Source organism: Nocardia colli, from assembly GCF_008704205.1.
GTDB classification, from domain to species: domain Bacteria; phylum Actinomycetota; class Actinomycetes; order Mycobacteriales; family Mycobacteriaceae; genus Nocardia; species Nocardia colli.
Map to the genome: position 1 here is coordinate 36,417 of NZ_VXLC01000047.1, position 19,139 is coordinate 55,555.

Annotated in this window: 19 protein-coding genes; 13 read left to right on the forward strand and 6 right to left on the reverse strand. The window is 68.0% G+C overall.

What is annotated here, in order from left to right:
- The first annotated feature begins 30 nt into the window (after positions 1-30).
- Positions 31-423 carry a hypothetical protein gene (locus tag F3087_RS44110; RefSeq protein WP_150408166.1) on the forward strand — a complete coding sequence of 131 codons (393 nt, stop codon included), beginning with the start codon at positions 31-33 and terminating at the stop codon, positions 421-423.
- Positions 424-599: 176 nt separating this feature from the next.
- Here F3087_RS44110 and F3087_RS44115 read toward each other — a convergent pair whose 3' ends face one another.
- Positions 600-1,634 (reverse strand): LppU/SCO3897 family protein, encoded by a 1,035-nt coding sequence (locus F3087_RS44115; protein ID WP_150408167.1) that lies wholly within the window; start codon positions 1,632-1,634, stop codon positions 600-602.
- Between the two features lie 821 nt (positions 1,635-2,455).
- On the opposite strand from F3087_RS44115, the gene ald reads away from it, so the two are divergent.
- A complete protein-coding gene (gene ald, locus F3087_RS44120; protein ID WP_150408168.1) occupies positions 2,456-3,568 on the forward strand; it encodes an alanine dehydrogenase in 1,113 nt (370 codons plus the stop codon).
- A gap of 347 nt (positions 3,569-3,915) precedes the next feature.
- Here the strand turns inward: ald and sigJ are convergent, their stop codons facing one another.
- Positions 3,916-4,878 (reverse strand): RNA polymerase sigma factor SigJ, encoded by a 963-nt coding sequence (sigJ, locus tag F3087_RS44125; RefSeq protein WP_150408169.1) that lies wholly within the window; start codon positions 4,876-4,878, stop codon positions 3,916-3,918.
- A gap of 823 nt (positions 4,879-5,701) precedes the next feature.
- On the opposite strand from sigJ, the gene F3087_RS44130 reads away from it, so the two are divergent.
- Positions 5,702-6,607, forward strand: coding sequence for a cobalamin biosynthesis protein (locus F3087_RS44130; protein ID WP_150408170.1), 906 nt, complete (start codon positions 5,702-5,704; stop codon positions 6,605-6,607).
- Between the two features lie 345 nt (positions 6,608-6,952).
- On the opposite strand, the gene F3087_RS44135 is transcribed toward F3087_RS44130, so the two are convergent.
- Together F3087_RS44135 and F3087_RS44140 are read right to left on the reverse strand one after the other, a co-directional pair.
- Entirely contained in the window at positions 6,953-7,858 is a 906-nt protein-coding gene (locus tag F3087_RS44135; RefSeq protein WP_150408171.1) for an SURF1 family cytochrome oxidase biogenesis protein, read from the reverse strand.
- Positions 7,858-8,358, reverse strand: coding sequence for a low molecular weight protein-tyrosine-phosphatase (locus F3087_RS44140; RefSeq protein ID WP_150408172.1), 501 nt, complete (start codon positions 8,356-8,358; stop codon positions 7,858-7,860). The genes F3087_RS44135 and F3087_RS44140 overlap by 1 nt, the downstream gene beginning before the upstream one ends.
- A 44-nt stretch (positions 8,359-8,402) precedes the next feature.
- Here F3087_RS44140 and cobC point away from each other — a divergent pair, with 44 nt between their 5' ends.
- Together cobC and F3087_RS44150 are read left to right on the forward strand one after the other, a co-directional pair.
- Complete coding sequence (gene cobC / locus F3087_RS44145; RefSeq protein WP_150408173.1) at positions 8,403-9,443, forward strand: Rv2231c family pyridoxal phosphate-dependent protein CobC; 1,041 nt, start codon at positions 8,403-8,405, stop codon at positions 9,441-9,443.
- Between the two features lie 314 nt (positions 9,444-9,757).
- Positions 9,758-10,879 (forward strand): Nif3-like dinuclear metal center hexameric protein, encoded by a 1,122-nt coding sequence (locus F3087_RS44150; RefSeq protein WP_150408174.1) that lies wholly within the window; start codon positions 9,758-9,760, stop codon positions 10,877-10,879.
- Between the two features lie 350 nt (positions 10,880-11,229).
- Here the strand turns inward: F3087_RS44150 and F3087_RS44155 are convergent, their stop codons facing one another.
- Positions 11,230-11,535: a zinc ribbon domain-containing protein gene (locus F3087_RS44155; protein WP_150408175.1), complete on the reverse strand. Its 306-nt coding sequence runs from the start codon at positions 11,533-11,535 to the stop codon at positions 11,230-11,232.
- Positions 11,536-11,672: 137 nt separating this feature from the next.
- On the opposite strand from F3087_RS44155, the gene F3087_RS44160 reads away from it, so the two are divergent.
- The 4 genes from F3087_RS44160 (at position 11,673) to F3087_RS44175 (ending at position 15,620) form a co-directional block, all read left to right on the forward strand.
- Complete coding sequence (locus tag F3087_RS44160; RefSeq protein ID WP_150408176.1) at positions 11,673-12,314, forward strand: hypothetical protein; 642 nt, start codon at positions 11,673-11,675, stop codon at positions 12,312-12,314.
- 157 nt (positions 12,315-12,471) lie between these two features.
- The gene (locus F3087_RS44165; protein WP_150408177.1) at positions 12,472-13,209 is read left to right on the forward strand and encodes a zinc ribbon domain-containing protein; all 738 of its coding nucleotides are present in this window, start codon (positions 12,472-12,474) and stop codon (positions 13,207-13,209) included.
- A gap of 25 nt (positions 13,210-13,234) precedes the next feature.
- Positions 13,235-14,368 (forward strand): bifunctional RNase H/acid phosphatase, encoded by a 1,134-nt coding sequence (locus F3087_RS44170; protein ID WP_150408178.1) that lies wholly within the window; start codon positions 13,235-13,237, stop codon positions 14,366-14,368.
- Between the two features lie 547 nt (positions 14,369-14,915).
- Positions 14,916-15,620: a S1 family peptidase gene (locus tag F3087_RS44175; protein WP_223885816.1), complete on the forward strand. Its 705-nt coding sequence runs from the start codon at positions 14,916-14,918 to the stop codon at positions 15,618-15,620.
- On the opposite strand, the gene F3087_RS44180 is transcribed toward F3087_RS44175, so the two are convergent.
- Positions 15,617-16,450, reverse strand: coding sequence for a helix-turn-helix domain-containing protein (locus F3087_RS44180; protein WP_223885817.1), 834 nt, complete (start codon positions 16,448-16,450; stop codon positions 15,617-15,619). The genes F3087_RS44175 and F3087_RS44180 overlap by 4 nt on opposite strands.
- Before the next feature lie 130 nt (positions 16,451-16,580).
- On the opposite strand from F3087_RS44180, the gene F3087_RS44185 reads away from it, so the two are divergent.
- From F3087_RS44185 to F3087_RS44200, 4 genes are read left to right on the forward strand one after another with little or no spacing between them, the layout of a single operon-like run.
- Positions 16,581-16,997 (forward strand): hypothetical protein, encoded by a 417-nt coding sequence (locus F3087_RS44185; RefSeq protein WP_150408179.1) that lies wholly within the window; start codon positions 16,581-16,583, stop codon positions 16,995-16,997.
- Positions 16,998-17,054: 57 nt separating this feature from the next.
- Positions 17,055-17,543: a GNAT family N-acetyltransferase gene (locus F3087_RS44190; protein ID WP_223885818.1), complete on the forward strand. Its 489-nt coding sequence runs from the start codon at positions 17,055-17,057 to the stop codon at positions 17,541-17,543.
- A 60-nt stretch (positions 17,544-17,603) separates the two neighbouring features.
- Positions 17,604-18,647: a YihY/virulence factor BrkB family protein gene (locus F3087_RS44195; protein WP_150408180.1), complete on the forward strand. Its 1,044-nt coding sequence runs from the start codon at positions 17,604-17,606 to the stop codon at positions 18,645-18,647.
- Positions 18,647-19,111 (forward strand): hypothetical protein, encoded by a 465-nt coding sequence (locus F3087_RS44200; RefSeq protein ID WP_150408181.1) that lies wholly within the window; start codon positions 18,647-18,649, stop codon positions 19,109-19,111. The genes F3087_RS44195 and F3087_RS44200 overlap by 1 nt, the downstream gene beginning before the upstream one ends.
- Positions 19,112-19,139 lie beyond the last annotated feature (28 nt).

The following is a 19,139-nucleotide window of genomic DNA, read 5'->3' on the forward strand; positions in this document are numbered from 1 at the left end:
TACTTCCACTACCCAGGAGGATGAAGATCCATGGTCACCACCCGGAACTACCGCCCGGCCCTAGCCGTTGCCACTCTCGGCGCAATGACCCTGGCCGTCGTATCGACCGCAGCCCCCGCCCTCGCCGCCAACTCCATCGACGTCGACGGCCTCGGTCCGGTGAACGTGCAGGTCAACTACAGCTGCGACAACCCCACCGAAGTATCCGCCGTCAAAGTGATGGTCGGCGCCCCCGAAGCCGACGCCCCCTCGGCAATCGGCGAACAGACCGACATCAACTGCACCGGCGACCAGCAGACCACCGTGGTCACCCTGAACGGCGCCCCCTTGGGCCCCGGCCAAACAGTCCAGGTCCGCGCCGCCCTCGTCGATCGCGCCGACACCGTCATCTCCGGCACCGCCAAGGTGGTCACGCTGGGGTGAGACCAGGCGGACACGTCCGCGCTGTTCTCACCTGAACGCCTGTTCGCCGCGGTGAATGGTGTGCTGGCGTCGACGATTCCCGTGTCGCCAGCGGCGAAAATCGAAGCGCCACAAGGTGGGAGCGCAGAACGCCGTTCGCGCTGTTCGACGCGATGGCCGTCGGCACCTGGCTCGCGCTACTTGCGGGCGAGGCAGATCGTCAGTCCGTTGGTGACGCCTGGATCGAAGGTGATCCAGGCGGGTGACGTTGCCGGGCAGTTGCCGTCGTTGGATTCGTGGCGGTCGATCACCTTGTGGGTGGTGGCCGGGTCGGCGCAGTCGGCGCGGCGTGAGCGGTCGGCGGGGCCGGTGCCGCCGGAGACGACGCAGTCGCCGACCTTCGAGTAGAGGACGGCGTTGTCGTCCGACGGGCCCAGGCAGATCGTCAGCACCAGATCGGTCTTCTCGTTGTGTGTCATCGAAAAGGCGTTCGCGCCGAACACCTCTGGGCACTGTGGCTTCGCCGGCCGTTGATGCAGTGCGCGGACGGTCAGCACGCGATAGTTGGCCTCACGGGAATCGCACCGCACTATTTTGCGGAGGTCTTGGTTGGTGCAGTCGTTGACCTGTGCCGAGTCGATGTTCTGCGGGTCGGTGATGAACGTGCACAGCACGATGGCTCGTCCGCCGAGCGAGGGCTGCGCGAAGGCCTGCCGGGCTTGTGGTTGATCGCGGCACGCCTGGTCGGTGACCGGAACCTGGCGATGCAACTCGGTGCTGAGCACCTTGGTTTCCTTGTTGACCGCACAGGGAATTCGATTCACTGTGTCGCCCGCGCCGGTGACCTCGATGCAGTCGCCGGCCTGCAGCGCGCCTGGATCGGAGGTGTTGAAGCGGGTCGGGGTCAGGCAGAGCACGACTCCGGGGTTCGCGCTCGGGACATCGCCGACCGCCTTGGTGACATCTGGATACTTCATGCACGCCGACTCCAGCGGCCACACCACCGACTCGCGGGCGGTGATGCGGTACAACGCTTTTCCGTCGGCACAGCCGTATTCGACCGGCCCGGTGACGTCGAGTGAGACGCAGTCGCCGACCGCCAGGGCTATCGGTTCCGGGCGGAGCAGAAAGTAGCCGCCGGTCAGCAGCGACCCGACCAGTACGAGTACCGAGGCCAGCGCGAGCAGCACCCACTTCCGGCGTCCGGCCGGTCGCGGAGTGGTGTCTAGCATCGAATCCGATTGCGCGGCAGGCATTGCCGGCGATGCCCATGGGTTGCTTGTCGACGGTTCGCCGGTGGTTCGAGCGTCGGCCTCTTGCACGGCAGGTCCGGGAATCTGTTGTGCTGCAGGAATTTCCTGCGCTGCCCATCGACTGTCGGGCCACGATTCACTGGCTTGCCCACCGAGATCCGGAGCTTGCTGCTCACCGGGACCGCCGCCCGCGGCCGGATCGACATGGTTGTACCACTGGTCTTGCACGATCTTCCCCCACCAGCTGAACCCTCAGCCCTCGAGCACCCGCGCACTCGCGCGGAACCGAAGATCATAACGCGTAGGGCGTCCGTCGCAACCGGACGGAAGTTCGTTGGCGATCAGCGGGATTCGCGCCGACGGCGCCGATCGCTGGGGGTGCTGCCGGAGTGCGCCGATTGCCGGGGGTGGTGCCCGGGCTGTGCCGATTGTCGAGGGTGGTGCCCGGAGTGCGCCGATCGCTGGGGGTGGTGCCCGGGCTGTGCCGATTGTCGAGGGTGGTGCCCGGAGTGCGCCGATCGCTGGGGGTGGTGCCCGGGCTGTGCCGATTGTCGAGGGTGGTGCCCGGAGTGCGCCGATCGCTGGGGGTGGTGCCCGGGCTGTGCCGATTGCCGGGGGCGGTGCCCGGAGTGCGCCGATTGTCCAGGGTGCTGCCCAGACAGCGCCGATTGTCCAGCCCCCTGTCGGCGTGCTGATCAACTTGCGCAGAAACGATCGGTGACCGGGCCGTCTCGTGATCATCGTGTGATATCCGCGCGTCGTTCGTGGCGCACGCCGGGTGCGGGGTTCACGATGGCGTTATGAAGATCGGAGTGCCACGCGAGGTCAAGGAGCAGGAGTTCCGGGTTGCCCTCACACCGGCCGGGGCCGGGGAGTTGGCCGCGCTGGGGCATCAGGTGTTGATCGAGGCGGGGGCGGGCGCCGGGTCGGGATTCCGGGACGTCGATTATGCCGCCGTGGGGGCGCGCTTGGTGCCTGTCGATCAGGTCTGGTGGGAGGCGGATCTGGTGTTGAAGGTGAAGGAGCCGATCGCCGAGGAGTATCCGCGGCTGCGGCGAGACCAGGTGCTGTTCACCTATCTGCATCTGGCGGCGTCGCGGGACTGCACCGATGCCATCCTGCGCTCCGGGATCACCGCCATCGCTTATGAGACCGTGCGCGCCGCCGACGGTTCCCTGCCGTTGCTCGCGCCGATGAGTGAGGTGGCCGGCAAGCTCGGCAGTCAGGTCGGCGCGTATCACCTGATGGCGCCGCTGGGCGGTGGCGGGATGTTGCTCGGCGGGGTGCCGGGAGTGCGGGCGGCGGATGTGGTGGTACTCGGTGGGGGAGTTGCCGGGTCGAATTCCGCCTCGGTCGCCGCCGGTATGGGTGCGCGAGTCACGGTGCTGGACACCAACTTGCCTCGTCTGCGGGAGTTGGACGCGCGGTTCGACGGGCGGGTCGCCACGGTCGCATCGAACACCGCGGAGATCGAACGCGCGGTGTCGTCCGCCGATCTGGTCATCGGGTCGGTCCTGGTACCGGGAGCCCGCGCCCCGAAACTCGTCTCCGACGACCTCGTCGCGCAGATGCGCCCCGGCTCGGTGCTCGTCGACATCGCCATCGATCAAGGCGGTTGCTTCGCCGGCTCCCACCCCACCACGCACGCGAATCCGACCTTCCGCGTGCATAATTCGCTGTTCTACTGCGTCGCGAACATGCCGGGAGCGGTACCCCACACCTCGACCGTCGCCCTCACCAACGCCACACTGCCGTACGTCCGCGCCATCGCAGACCTCGGCTGGAAAGAAGCTTGCGCCGCCCACCCCGACCTCGCCCACGGGTTGACCGCGGACTCCGGAAGGTTGCTGTCAGCGGAAGTCGCTGCGGCACACGGATACCCAACATCCCGGCCTGTCGGGTTGGCAGGCTGACTGCACGGTCGCCCAACGACAGCCGCACACCCCCTGATCTGCCGCACATCGATTCGCATGCGATTACGTGTGCGGGAAATCAAGAGGTGTGCGGCTCCACTATCCCGTCGACGCAACTACCGCCGGTCTCGCAGCCGATGCTGCCACCATGTGTCGTTGCTCGTGAACGTGGTGATACGTCTGCGCTTGTTATGTCAGCCGTGCACCTGGTGCCGAGGGTGCGCGGCTGATACAGGCGTTGCGTGTGTGGGCTATTCGTCTGAACACGACCGGTGGGATCTCTCGCCGTGTCTGCCGCACACCTGGTAGCGAGGGTGTGCGGCAGACACAAACGTTGCGCGCCTGGACTACTCGTCCTCGGTGGCAGTAGCGCCGAGGTACCAGTCGGGCTCACCACTGGTGGGGAGGTCGCGCAACTTGTCGGGGTTGCGGACGACGTTGATCGCGACGATGCGGCCGTTGTCGATGACGAAGGCGAACACTCCGGTGTGGTTGCCGTCGAAGACGACCAGGCCGGGCGCGCCATTGACCAGCACCGCGCGTCCCCAGCCGTTGGCCGCGGACGGTGCGTGGTACCAACCGAGCAGCATCTTCGCGATGAGCTCGGCGCCGTGCACCGGCTGCCGGATCGCGGGAACCTTGCCGCCGCCGTCGGCGGTCAGGCTGACGTTGGCGTCGAGCACGCCGAGCAGCGCGCTGAGATCACCCGAACGCCAGGCGACCGCGAAGGCCGAGACGACTTTCTCCTGCTCGTCGGCCGAGGCGGGGAAGCGTGGCGTGCCGTCCTCGACCCGCTTGCGGGCGCGGGAGGCGAGCTGCCGCACGGCGGCCGGGGTGCGGCCGACCACCTCGGCGACCTCCGGACCGGTCATCCCGAACACGTCCTGCAAGACGAACGCCGTGCGCTCAGCGGGTGACAGCGATTCGAGGACGACCAGCAGCGCCGTGGTCACCCGCTCGTCCTGGGTGATCCGGTCCGCCGGATCGTCCCAGCTGGTGACCTCGGGCTCCGGCAGCCACTCGCCGACATACTGCTCGCGGCGCGCCCGGGCCGACCCCAGCTGATCCAGCGCGAGCCGCCCGGTGACGGTGCTGAGCCAGGCGCGCAGGTTCTCGATCTGCCCCGCGGTGCCCGCCTCGTACTGGCGTTGCAACCGCAGCCACGCCTCCTGCACCACGTCGTCGGCATCGGTGAGACTGCCGAGCGTGCTGTAGGCGAGCCTGCGCAGATACGACCGGTGCTCCTCGAACCGCCGAGCCAGTTCGGCCTGGTCGAGAGGTTCCGGAGTAGAAGGCTGTTCCGAAGTCACTGCTGTTCGCCGTTCGATCGTTCCGCCCCGCCGGGGCGTGAGTCCAATGAGTGCGTCACCAGGTTGACGACGCAGAGAACCAGAGTGTGACACGCCGACCACTCCCAACCCGACACGCCCACCACCAGCGAGGTCCGCGTCACTAGTGCCCTCGGCAACCCATAAAACCCACCCAATCCGTCCGCCGGTCGGACCCGTCGTCGCGAGCGGGACACGGCAGAGGCATCGTTCGAGAGGGAGCATCGCCATGTCCCGTTGGGCAGGAGACCTGAGGCTCGGTTCGCCTCGTATGGATTGGCCCGGCGCATGTGGAGCGGTCCGTAACTCCGCCACGTCGGCGGCGCTGGGAAGCCGCCCGTTTCGCCTGCCGCACGCGAGTTTTCCCGTCGCGTTGCCCTCTCCCATGTCGGCGGTGACCGGATGCGGTGGAGGCATCGTTCTAGCGAGCGCACCACCATGTCCCGAGTGGATGGGCGAGACACGCTCGTCAGCCTGCCCGCGAGCGGGACATGTCGGCAGGATCGTTCGAGTGCGAGCTCCGTCAGGTCCCGTTGGGGTGTTCGCGTACGAGCCAGCGTGCCTTGGCGGCGAGTGGGACATGGTGGTGGCGTTGTGCGAGAGGGAGCGCCATCGTGTCCCGTTCGGTGGGCGGCATTGGGCGTTCGGGGTGCTGGACCGGAGTTGGCTCGTTGGTCAGTAGCGACTCTTGTTGCGAGCGGGACGGGGTGGTGGGGTTGTGCGGGAGGGAGCGCTGTCAGGTCCCGTTGGGTATCGGGGGTGGGGTGGGTGGGGGAGCGGATACGCTCGGTGGGTGCAGAAGGGGATGTCTACGGCGGCTGGGTTGGTGGTCGGGTTTGTGCTGGATCGGGTGTTGGGGGATCCGCGGCGGTGGCATCCGGTGGCTGGATTCGGTTCGGCGGCAAGTTCGCTCGAATCGGTGACGTATGCGGATCGGCGTAGTGCGGGGGTGCTGCACGAGGTGCTGTTGGTGGGCGGTGTGGTCGGGTTGGGGGTCGGGGTCCGCGGGTTGGGGTTGCCGGTGACTGCGTTGGCAACCTGGACGGTGCTCGGTGGTCGCAGTTTGGCGCGGGCCGGTAGCGAGATGGCGGATCGGCTCGAGGCCGGCGATATGGACGGCGCGCGGGCTCTGCTGCCTTCGCTGTGCGGGCGCGATCCCGAGGTCCTCGACGCCGACGGATTGGCCCGCGCCGCACTGGAATCCATCGCCGAGAACACCTCCGACGCCACGGTCGCCCCGCTGGTGTGGGGCGCCATCGCCGGCGTACCCGGCCTGCTCGGCTACCGCGCGATCAACACCCTCGATGCCATGATCGGCTACCGCAACGACCGCTACAACAATTTCGGCTGGGCCGCCGCCCGCACCGACGACCTCGCCAACCTCCTCCCCGCCCGCCTCACCGGCTTGCTCACCGTCGCCCTCGCCCCGGTCGTCGGCGGCCGCCGCGCCACCGCCCTGCACGCCTGGCGCCGCGACGCCGCAAAACACCCCAGCCCCAACGCCGGAGTAGTCGAAGCCTCCATGGCCGGCGCCCTCGGCGTCCGCCTCGGCGGCCGCACCCAATACCGCCACGGCACCGAACTCCGCCCCACCCTCGGCGACGGCCCCGCCCCCACTGTCGCCGATCTCCACCGCGCCGTACACATGTCAGAGTCTGTACAACTCGCCGCCCTCGCCATCGCCGCCCTCTGGGCCGCACTGCGCAGCTAGTTCTCCCACAGTCACGACCCTGGACCGCCAGCGGGGCCGCCCCCGATCGGTCGAAAAGATTCCGCGATCCGCGCCTTCGGCTACGGACATCCGCGCTTCCAAGTCGGGCCGGCAGTTGTACCGGTCGGTGGACGCGCTTCGGTTGCCACGGGGAACCCCATGATTGCCGCGATCGTCCGTGGTTGGTCTGCTAGAAGGCCGAGCGTGACGGTCGGGATAGACGCGTCCGAGGAGATCGCGGTCCGGCGTTGGCGTGATGGCGGATTCGATTGCCGTCGAAGGTGGTCGGGGCTCGAGGCGGCGGGTGATGCGAACCGTTGAGCGGCCGCAGGTTGTCGAACCGAGTCAGTCGCGCCCGCGGCCGTAGCGGTCGGCCAGGCGCGCTTCGGTTGTCGGCGGGGCGGCCGGAGTTGGTGTGGGGGATTCGGTGCCTGCGGGAGTGGGTGGGGTAGCGGCTACGGCTTCGGCGGGTTGGGTTGTGGGGCTTACCTTTTCCCGGCGGCGCTCGCGGAGTTCGGCGTAGAGGAAGTAGCCGAGACCGAGGGGGGCCATGATGCCGAAGGCGAGCCATTGGAGGCCGTAGGAGAGGTAGGGGCCTGCGTCGAGTTGGGGAAGGGGGGTGGGAGTGAAGACTCCGGGCTGGTTTTCGTCGAGCTGGAGGTAGCCGCCGCGTTCGCCGGTGGGGATGGGGGTGAGGGGTTGTTGCAGGAAGGCGGCTTCCTGGGTGGTGTCGATCGAGTAGACCTGCCGGTAGCCGTCTTGGACGGACGGGTCCTTGCCGGGCGTGATGCCTTCGGACATCCGGACTCTGGCCTCGAGCCGCTGCGGGCCGGCGGGCGGGTCGGGGATCGGCGGCGGGCGGGAGCCGTCTACTGCCGCGACGAGTCCACGGTCGATGAGCAGGACACGTCCGTCGTCCAACCGGAACGTGGTCAGCACGGAATAGCCGGGAGCGCCGTCGAGATGTCGCAGCCGGACCAGCACCGTGGAGTCCGGAACATAGGTGCCCGCAGCGGTGACCTTGCGCCATTCGGTGTGCGAGTCGTCGTCGGCCGAACTACCGAGCACGGTGGTGATGTCGATCGGCGCGGCCCCGACCGAGTCGGCGATCAGCTGGTTGCGATGCGAAGTAGTCGTGTTCTTGCCGAGCTGCCACGGCGCGAGCACTGTGAAGCACAGGTAAGCGAACACGGCGACCACCGCGGCGAGAATTACCCAACTCGGCCGTAGCAGAAAGGTCAGCTTGCGCATCAGCCGCGCCCGTCGGCCACGGGCTCGCCGAGCGCCTCGCGCACCCAATCGAGCAGGCCGGGCATCGCCGCTTCGATCTGATCCCGGGCCAGTTCGAAGTCGGCGATGTCGCCGTAATAGGGATCGGGCACGTCGGACCCGTCGGCGTCCGGGTCGAAACTGCGCAGCAACCTGCGCCGATCCGACGGCACACCGCGCCGCGCCAGCTCACGCTCGTGCCCGGTGTCCAGCGCGATCAACAGATCCGCGTCGCGATGATCGGCGCCGAGGGCTGCGGCGGCATGGCCGGTCGGATAGCCGTACTTGCGCAACGTCGCGTTCGTGCGCGAGTCCGCCTCGTCGCCGACGTGCCACGAACCGGTACCCGCGCTGCTCACCCGCACCCGATCGGCCAGTCCCGCGCGGTCGAGATGCGTGGCGAAGATCTTCTCCGCCATCGGCGAACGGCAGATGTTGCCGGTACAGACGAACGACACATGCAGCTCACCCACGACAGCCATTCTGGCCGGTCGACCTACGGGCCCGCCACGTAGGGTGTGATCTCGTGCCCGAGGACAGCGTCGATCCCGCGAAACTGCGCCACCACGGCGACGTGGACGCTCGCCCCGGCATGCTCGATTTCGCGGTGAACGTGCAGGGCAGCGCGCCGCCGGACTGGCTGCGGCAGCGACTCGCGGCCCGGCTCGACACCCTCGGCCGCTACCCGAGCACCGAGGAAGATCACACCGCCCGATGCGCAGTCGCGGCACGACACGGCCGCCGCCCGGACGAGGTTCTCCTGCTGGCCGGCGCCGCCGAAGGCTTCGCCATGCTGCCACGCCTCGCACCCCGCCTGGCTGCTGTGGTCCACCCGTCCTTCACCGAGCCGGAACTCGCACTGCGTGAGGCCGGCGTCGAGGTGAGCAGGGTGCTGCTCGAACCGCCGTACACCCTCGATCCGACCGCGGTCCCCGCCGAAGCCGACCTCGTCGTACTCGGCAATCCGACCAACCCCACCTCGGTCCTGCACCCGGCCGAGACCATCCACGCCCTGCGCGCACCAGGCCGGATCATCGTCGTGGACGAGGCGTTCGCCGACGCGATCCCCGGCGAACCCGAATCACTGGCCGGCTCCACAGCCCCCGACCTACTGGTCCTGCGCAGCCTCACCAAAACCTGGGCCCTCGCCGGACTCCGCTGCGGCTACTTCCTCGGCACCCCCGAACTCCTGACGCGCCTGAATCACGGCCGCCCGCACTGGCCCCTCGGCACCCTGCAACTCGAGGCGATCACCGCCACCGCCGAACCCGCTGCCATCGCGGAAGAACAACGACGCGCCCAGACCATCGCGACCGAACGCGACGCGATGATCGCTCGCCTCACCGAACTCGGCGTCCAGGTGCACACCCCGGCCGAGGCCCCATTCCTGCTCCTCCATGTCCCCGACGGAGAACTACTCCGAAAACACTTGGCAGACAAGGGCATCGCCGTCCGCCGCGCCGACACGTTCCCCGGTCTCGGCCCGAACCACCTGCGGGTGGCGGTGCGCGGTGCCACGGAAGTAGACCAACTGATAGCCGCAATTCGAACGGCGAATCTGCGGTGAGTATCTCAGCCGAAGACGGTGTCGCATGGCGCGCGGCCCGCCGCACCGATGCCGTGCCCGGCGTCCGATCGAACCATCCACCGATGCGCGGTGGCGTCGATGAGGTAGGTCCTCCGGTATCCACGATTCGGACGACAGACGAGCCTGCGTTAACCGAAGGCGCTCGTAACCTCGATGCACACGCTGCGGCGGGGCTCGACGCTTGCACGCGGCTCGATGGGCTGGGCAGCGGATGCGGTGCGAATTCTGGACACCGCGTTGTACTCGGGAAAATTGTTGCGGCAGTGTGTGACTGGAACTGAGGAGGGTGGACAATGACTACGCTGGCGGATCTCATCGAGGTGCTCGACGCGGCTTATCCGCCGAAGCTGGCCGAGTCGTGGGACTCGGTCGGGCTTGTCGCGGGTGATCCGGGGGACGAGGTCACCCGGGTGTTGTTCGCGGTCGACGTGACGGCCGGTGTGGTCGATGAGGCGATCGATTGGCGGGCACAGGCTTTGGTTGTGCACCACCCGCTGTTGCTGCGCGGCGTGGACACTGTTGCGGCGGATACGCCGAAAGGTGCACTGCTGCACCGGCTCATCCGTTCCGGTTGCGCACTGTTCTCCGCGCACACCAACGCGGACTCGGCCGACCCGGGCGTCTCGGACGCACTGGCAGCCGCCATCGGTCTCACCGTCATCGGTCCGATCGACGCGAAACCCGAAGCCTCCGTGGACAACTGGATCGTCCAAGTGCCGCGGTCACACACCGAAGAGGTGCTCGCTGCCCTGTTCGCCGCCGGCGCAGGTGGCAATGGCGACTACCGCGACTGCGCGCTCCGCGTCCCCGCAGTAGGTCAGTTCCGTCCTGTCGCACAAGCGAATCCATCCATCGGCACGATCGGCGAACTCCAGCACATCGACGAGGATCGCCTCGAAGTGATCGCCCCACCCGCCGCCCGCTCCGCCATCCTCGCCGCCCTGCGCGCCGCCCACCCCTACGAGGATCCGGCCTACCACATCACCGAACGTGCCCCGCTGCCCTCGCCCGTCGGCATCGGCCGTATCGGCACCCTGCCCGCCCCGGAGTCGTTGCGCGCCTTCACCGATCGAGTCGCCGCAGCCTTGCCGCCGACCGTGTGGGGCGTCCGCGCGGCAGGCGACCCGGACCGCTCCATCTACAAGGTCGCCGTCTGCGGCGGCGCAGGCGATTCCTACCTGAACGCGGTGACCCGCCACGGCGTTGACGCCTACGTGACTTCCGACCTCCGCCACCACCCGGTCGACGAACACCTCCGCAAAGGCGGCCCCGCCCTCATCGACGCCGCCCACTGGGCCACCGAATTCCCTTGGTGCGCACAGGCAGAAGGAGTTGTTAAAGCCGCCCTACCCACTCTGGAGACCCGCGTCTCGACGCAGCGCACCGATCCGTGGACAATCAGCGCTAGGGGCTGATCAGGCCTGATGCCGCTTGCCGCTGCCGGGCATCCCGCCCGGCGGCTGCTGACGCCCGTCGGACCGATGGTCTTTGAGTCCAGGTGCGCGTCCGCCGGCTGCTGACGTCTGATCAGGGCGATGGTCGATTGTTGCCGGGCATCGGGCCCGCCGGTTACAGACGCCTGATCAGACCAATCGCTGGTTGCTGTCGGACATCCCGCCCCAGCTGAGCCCGATCACGCCTAACAGTCGCGCGGCCGCTGCCGCCGGACATCTCGCCCACGGCAGCTGCGCCAATCAGCCCAGTTATCGCGCGGCTGCTGCCGGACATCCCCGACCGGCTTACCCGCCACGCGCCAGCGATCAGCTCAATAATTGCGCGGCTGCTGTCCCTGCCAAGACGGATCCACAGGTTGCTGTGCACCCTGCACGTTCTGTGCCTGCGCCTGCCCGAGCAGCTCGGTGACCTGCTGCTGCACCAGATTCGACTCGACCCCGCACCAGGTGCACTGCAACGAATGCTTGGTGCTCAACGGGATCAGCGGGATGAAGAACAGCGTGAACTTGGTGACCAACTTGTGCAGCGTGTGCGCGGCCGGATTGCCACAATTCCCGCACACCAGAGTGAGTACGGCCAACCGCGTGACGTACCGACGCCAACCCCAGATCAACATGCAAAACCCCCGAGAATTCGAATTGTGACGCAGCTGACCATACCGCGCTACGGCGTGTCGTGGCGTGTCTGCCCGATTGGTGTACGCGGAGCGTGGTTTCCGCGAGTCGACCGGCGTTCCGGGGGTACAACTACCGCATGAATTTCCCGGTGAACTTCGGCATCGTTCAGGTCGGATTGATCCTGATCCTTCTGGTCGGCGTCGCGCTGCTCGTGTCCGGACTGCTGCGGGCGCGCCGGGTCGGGATGCGGGCGCTGGTCGCGCGCGGCGGCAGCGGTCTGGTGCTGCTGCTGGTCGCGGTGCTGCTGCTGTGGCTGGCGACGCTGATGCAGACCTATCTCGGATTGACCGGTGAAATCAAGGCGGCGCATGTGGTGGCCAAGCAGGTGCCGGGCCAGGAACACCTGCTCGATGTCGACCTCACCCTTTACGGCGACGACCAGCACGACGACCAGCAGCTGAAGTACCAGGTCGAGGGCGACATGTGGGTGCTGCAGTCCGGCATCGTCGAGCTGGAGCCCTGGGTGAACGCGCTCGGCTTCCACTCCGGCTACAAGATCAGCCGGCTGTACGGCCAGCGTCTCGACGGTGTGTCACCCACCCAGCATCAGATCTTCCTCAACGACGGCGACCAGGACTTCTTCACCGACATGCGAGAGGGCCGCTGGTGGACCGAGCCGTTCGTGCGCTCCGCCTACGGCAACGCGGTGATCGCCGTCCCCGGTGAATACGACGTCTTCGTCTCCAGGGACGCGATCAAGACCCGCGCGCCCGCGTAACCGGGCTCGCGCGTAGCCGCGATATTGCCCGTGACCGCGGCCACGCCCGGGCAACCGAGTCGGCCGCACCGATTGGTGCGGCGTCGGTCAGCGGGGCCGGGTCGGCGGGGTACGGTTGAACACCGACCCATCCACAGCGTCCAGGAGTTTGTCCGCGTTGAATGTTGACCCACCGATCCAGGCCAAGCTGCTACAGCTCGCCGCTGTCGACGCCGAGCTGACGCGGATCGCGCACCGCCGCACCGTGCTGCCCGAACAGCAGGAGGTGGCCCGGCTGGAGGCCGAGCGCAACGCACACAAGGATGCCGCCGTCGCCGTCCAGATCATGCTGGACGACCTCGATCGCGACATCCGCAAGCTGGAAGGCGAGGTCGACGCCGTCCGTAAGCGCGAGGAGCGCGACAAGGGCATGCTGACCGCCGGATCGGTGAACGCCAAACAGCTTTCGGAGATCCAGCACGAACTCGGCAGCCTGGAGCGCCGGCGCTCGGTGCTCGAGGACGAGCTGCTCGAGGTGATGGAGCAGCGGGAAGCCTCGGCCGACGACTACCAGCACGCCGGCGCCCGGCTGGACAAGACCGAGCAGGAACTGGCCGACGCGCAGACCCAGCGCAACGAGGCCCTCGCCGATCTCGAGGTGGCGCAGGGTCGGTGCGACGCCGACCGGTCCAAGCTGATCGCACTGTTCCCGGCCGACCTGATGGCGATCTACGACCGCCAGAGCGCCCAGCACGGCGTCGGCGCGGCGCTGTTGCAAGCCCGCCGGTGCGGCGCGTGCCGGATCGAGCTGGATCGCGGCGAGATTGCCAGGATCGCGAAGACCGCCCCCGAGCTGGTCGTGCGGTGCCCGGAGTGCGGGGCGATCCTCGTGCGCACCAAGGAATCGGGGCTGTGATCGCCCGTGCGCGGCGGGCCCTGCGGTGACCGAACGCGAAGTGATCGTCGAGGCCGACGGTGGTTCGCGCGGCAATCCGGGACCGGCGGGCTACGGCTCGGTCGTCTTCGCCGCCGACCATGTGCGGGTGCTCGCGGAACGGCGCGAGTTCATCGGTATCGCGACCAACAACGTCGCCGAATACCGCGGCCTCATCGCCGGTTTGGAGGCGGCGGCCGAACTCGGCGCCGAGATCGTCACGGTGCGGATGGATTCCAAGCTGGTCGTCGAGCAGATGTCCGGCCGCTGGAAGGTCAAGCACGCGGCCATGATTCCGCTCGCCGACCGGGCCCGCCGGCTCGTCGCCGGGTTCGAACGGGTGAGTTTCACCTGGATTCCGCGCGCCGAGAACTCCCATGCCGACCGCCTCGCGAATGAGGCGATGGACGACGGCAACCTGGTCGACGAGGTGCGCACCGCGCGGGAGGCCGAAAAGCCCGAGCCCGCAGCGGATCCGGTCGTCTCGGCCGTCGCCGCGCAACCCGCGCCCGGCTGGACCGGAGCCACGGGTCGTCCGACCCGGCTGCTGCTCCTGCGCCACGGTCAGACCGAACTTTCGGTGCAGCGCCGTTATTCGGGCCGCGGCAACCCACCGCTGACCGAACTCGGTCGCGAGCAGGCCGCGCGCGCCGCGAAAATGCTTGCCGCCAAAGGCGATATCTCCGCAGTGCTGACCTCGCCGTTGAGCCGGGCCCGCGATACCGCCGAGGCCGCGGCCACCGCGCTGGGCGCGCCGCTCACCGTGATGGACGGCCTCATCGAGACCGACTTCGGCGATTGGGAGGGCCTCAGTTTCCTCGAGGCCGCCGAGCGCGATCCGGAACTGCACGGCCGCTGGCTCGGCGACCCGTCGCTGCCCGCCCCGGGCGGGGAGAGCTTCGACCAGGTCCGCGAGCGGGTCGACGCGGTCCGGCGCGACCTGGTCGGGCTGTATCCGGGCGCGAACCTGCTGGTGGTCAGCCATGTGACGCCGATCAAGACGCTGTTGCAGCTGGCGCTCGGGGTGGGGCCGTCGCTGCTGTACCGGTTGCATCTGGATCTGGCGTCGCTGTCGATCGCGGAGTTCTATCCCGACGGCGGCTCATCGGTGCGTCTGGTGAACGACACTTCGTACCTGTAGTCGCTGGGCGAATTGTCCGTTGTTCCAACATCTTCGGGCCTCGCCATGCGCTCGACCCGCCATGTTCACCTACCCGTCGCCGGAAGCTCGGCGACGGTCATCCTGCTGTGTCAGCATCTGCCGAGGATGAGGTGGTCGTGTCTCGCGAGCCCTGGCCGGCCTGGTGGTTTCCGCCAGGATTCGCGGTGCGGCGGTTGCGCGGCGTATAACAGTTGAGTCTCGTCGGCCGGGCAATTCGGCCGCAGCTGGGGTTGGGTGAGGGTGAAAGTCAGTTCGGGCGAACGTTTTTCAGAGCCGATCTGCCATCGTGTGGCTCGGGTCTCACTCGGGGATCGATCGTGGCACAGCGCACAGGTCTGTTGCGGACCCGCCTGCCGCATGTCAATGCTGAGTTAGCCAGTAGATAACCAGCGTCGATGAAATTCCTCTGCGCAGGCGAATTCGCTTGCTGATCCGGCGACCGCAGAGTGTGTCGGGGGCGGTTCCCTCCCCGGTCCGGGCGAGCAAGGCAGTCAGTGCCGTGCTCGCTTTTTCGAAAAGGAGAGAAGTGACAACAAGATTCAGGTCGATGGCGCTCGCGACGGCGGCCATCGCGTCCGTGGTCGTCGGGGCTTCGGGCACCGCGTCGGCGGCGCCGACCGCGGTGCTGGGCGGCAGCTCCGGCATCGCATTCGACAACAACTCCGTGTGCTCGTTGACCGCGATCGGGCACGACAGCGCGGGCAGGCTCGTCGGCATCACCGCGGGTCACTGCGCGCCCACCGGTGCCAGGGTGATCTCGGAGCAGACGCCCGAGGCCGGTGTGCTCGGCACGGTCGCCTTCTCCGACAACGCCGAGTCGCTGGATTACGCGGTCCTGCAACTCGATCCGGCGAAGATCACCCCGGTGCGCACCGTCGGCCCGACCACCATCGCCGGCGTCGGCGAGGCCCCGGGCCCCGGCGCCACCGTGTGCTCCAGCGGCCGCACCACCGGCACCGACTGTGGCGTCGTGTGGGGTCAGCTCGAGGGCACCAGCATCAACCAATACTGCTCGAAGCCGGGCGATTCCGGTGGTCCGGTGGTCGTCGGCGATCGGCTGGTCGGGATGAACCAGGGCCGGCTCACCGGTCTCGGCCCGGTCGGCTTCGACGTGCCGTGCACCACGGCCGCCAACCCGCTGCACTCGCCCGCGTTCTTCCAGCCGATCCTGGTGATTCTCGCCGCGATCAACGCGCAGGGCGGCGTCGGGGCCGGGTTCCAGCTCATCTAATCGGATCGGGGATTCGCCGCGGCCGCCAGCGCACGCAGGGCGGTCGCGGTGAATTCGTCCAGGGGGTAGAACAATTCGATCGCCAGCTCGGAGAGGGTGACGTCGGCGGGTGCGCCGAAGGTGGCCATCGTGCTGAACATCGACATCTCGCCCATCGGGGTGCGGATGCGGATCGGGACCTCGAACGGGCTCGGTTGCGCGGCTTCGGTTTTCGGTTCGCCCGGGAGATCGGGGAGCAGCGGATAGCGGCGAACCTCGTCGTAGAGCGCAGTCAGCTGCGGGTCGCCGCTCGCGCTGACCTGCCGGACCAGGCGCTCCAAGAACAACTCTCGGACCTGGCTCAGGTTCGCCAGTCTCGATGCCAGTCCTTCGGGATGGAGAACCAGGCGATACACATTCGGTTGCGGTAGCAGCAGATGCTCCGGGACGCCATGCATCAGCACGGCCATCGCCGCATTGCCGGTCACCACATTCCACAGCCGGTCGACGACCACCGCCGGGTACGGCTCGTGCGCGGTCAGCATCGTCTCCAGCGCGCTCCGCACCGAGGTCAGGTTCGCGTCGTCGAGACTGCTCTCCCGGTAGGCCGGTGCGTAGCCGGCGGCCAGCAGCAGCGTATTGCGTTCGCGCAGTGGCACTTCCAGCGTTTCGCACAGGCGCAGCACCATCGTGCGGCTCGGTTTGGCGCGGCCGGTCTCCATATACGACAGATGCCGGGCCGAGGTGTCCGCCAGCAGCGCCAGGTCGAGCTGGCTGAGCCTGCGGCGTTGCCGCCACTCGCGCAGCAGCAGGCCGGCCTGCGAACGGGTTTCCAGTCGAGGTTGTGCCACCTGAGCAGGCTAATCACCGGTTGGGTCGCGCGGTCATGACCTCGGAGGTTATTGAGACGCTCACCTCACGTCGGCAAGGTTGGGTTCCGGGAGCCGATCGGCCCTGCCGACTCGAGACCAGGAGCTGGATATGAGCACGACCCGCCAAGCCACCCAACCCGCGCTGAGCACCGATTTCCTGCGCACCACGCTGCGTGTCGACGGCTGGAGCACCGGCGCCTTCGGAGTCGTCCTGCTGGCCGGCGCGGTGGTCCTGCGTGACCCCCTCGGCCTGCCCACGGCCTGGTCGATCCCGTTCGGGGTCGCCATGCTCGGCGGGGCCCTCGCCCTGTTGCTCATCGCGGGTGCGCCGGAGATCCCGTTCCGTCAGGCGTGCGCGGTTGTCGCGGTGAACGCGCTGTCGGCGGTCGGGATGGTCGTGCTCACGCTGTCCGGACTGATCGACCTGACCGGTCTCGGCGTCGCGTTCATGTTCATCGGAGCGGCGGTGGTCGCGATCTTCGCCGCGGTCGAATTCAGCGGATTGCGTGCCGGACAGGCGGGTTGATCCTGCCCTCGCCAAAACCGTTTGCGCTGGCAGCGGCCCGGCAAGTAGAAAAATTGGGTGAACATCTCGACGATCGACCTCCGGCTGTTGACCGCCGACGAGTGGGAAGTGTTCCGGCGGGTCCGGTTGCGGGCGCTGGCCGACTCCCCGCAGTTCTTCGGGTCGACGCTGGCCGAGGCGCAGGCGCGCACCGAGGCGGATTGGCGGGCGGCGCTGGTCGATCGGGCGCAGTTCGTGGCCAGCGCCGACGGGGTCGAGCTCGGCACGGTTGCGGGTATGCCGGATTTCAAACATGATGGCGTGCACTTGATTTCGATGTGGGTTGCGCCGGAGGCGCGTGGCACCGGGGTTGCGGACATGCTCGTCCGCGCGGTTCTCGACTGGGCCGGCGCGGGCGGGCACAAGGTGGTGCGGCTGGAGTTCGCCGACGGGAACACCGTGGCCGAACGGCTTTATCTGCGGCACGGATTCGTGCGCACCGGGGTGAGCGGGTTCGTCCGGCCGGGCGAACCGCAGATCGAATACGAGATGGTGCGCAACCTGTAGCGCGTCGAGTTTGCTTGCGCGGCACCCGGGTATCCGCTCCCCGATCGGGAGGTAACGGGCATGCCGAAGCAGGCCGCGGCGCGGCGCGTGCACCGCTTGGTCGATTGGTCGAAGGGGCCGTCGGTGCTGCGCTGGCGCTCCTGGTGGGGCGTGCTGCGGCGGACCGTGACAGAGTTCCTGGACGACAACCTCATGGATTGGGCTGCGGCACTTACCTATTACAGCGTGCTGTCGATCTTCCCCGGCCTCATCGTGCTCACTGCGATTCTGGGGGCGCTCGGAACGTCTGCCACCCAGTCGCTGGTCGACACCATCCGGGAGATCGGACCCGGCAGTGGCACAGCGTTTCTCGTCGACGCGATCAACCAACTGCACGATTCGCCGCAACTGTCCGGTCCGTTCGCGATCATCGGCCTCGGCACCGCGTTGTGGACCGCCTCGGGTTACATCGGCGCATTCATGCGGGCCGCCAACGCTATCTACGACATCGAAGAGGGACGGCCGATCTGGAAGACGGTCCCGGTGCGCGTCGGCCTGACCGCGACGATGGTGGTGCTACTTGCGTTGTGCGCCATCGGTGTTGTGGCCACGGGTTCGATCGCCGAACGGCTCGGCCGGTGGATCGGTGTCGGGTCGGCCGGAGTGATGGTGTGGGACATCGCGAAATGGCCGGTGCTCGCGGTGCTGGTCAGTTTGGCGTTCGCGCTGCTGTATTGGGCCGCGCCCAACGCGCAGCAACCCGGCTTCCGCTGGATGAGTCCCGGCAGCGTGCTCGCCGTGCTGCTGTGGATCGCCGCGTCCGCCGGATTCGCCGTCTACGTCGCCAATTTCGGCTCCTACAACAAGGTTTACGGATCCCTCGGCGGCGTCGCCGTCTTCCTGGTGTGGCTGTGGCTCTCCAACGTCGCCGTCCTGCTCGGCGCCGAATTCGACGCCGAACTCGCCCGCGGCCGGCGCATCGAGCAAGGTTGGCCGGCCGACGAGGAACCGTTCCTGCCGCCCCGCGACACCCGCTCGATGTCCGATGAGGAAGCCGAAAAGCACAGCGGCGCTGAAGACGTCGTGCCATCGGTGGACGACTCCACAGCAGACAGGAGGAAATGATGAGTCACACAGACCGTCCCGAGCGCGACAGATTCAACGAGGTAGCCGACGCCGCCCGGGAGAGGGCGGCCGAGGCCGAACATCGCGCGGAGGAGAAGACCGCGGAAATGCGCCGGATCGCTGAGGAGAAGGCGGTCGAGGTCGTGCACCGGGCCGAAGCGAAAGCCGCGGAAGAATCGCGCAACCCGGCAGCGGGGAACACCGAGGCGCAGCACGCGGACGACGAAAAGGCCACAGCTGCAAGGGAAAAAGCCGCCGAATCTATCCGACAAGCCGTCGAACGAACCGACGAGGCGACAGCGAATGCCCGCGCCGCCACCGAACGCCTCGGTGCGGTCACACCCGAACCCGTTGCGGGACAACAGCGCTCACTACTCGCTGCAGCACGCCGCCAACCAGCACCCACTGCCGCGCTCGCCGCGCTGGGCGTGCTCGTACTCTGGCGACTGCTGCGTCGCCGCTGACGACGTGCCAGCTGATGGTCTCGGGTTA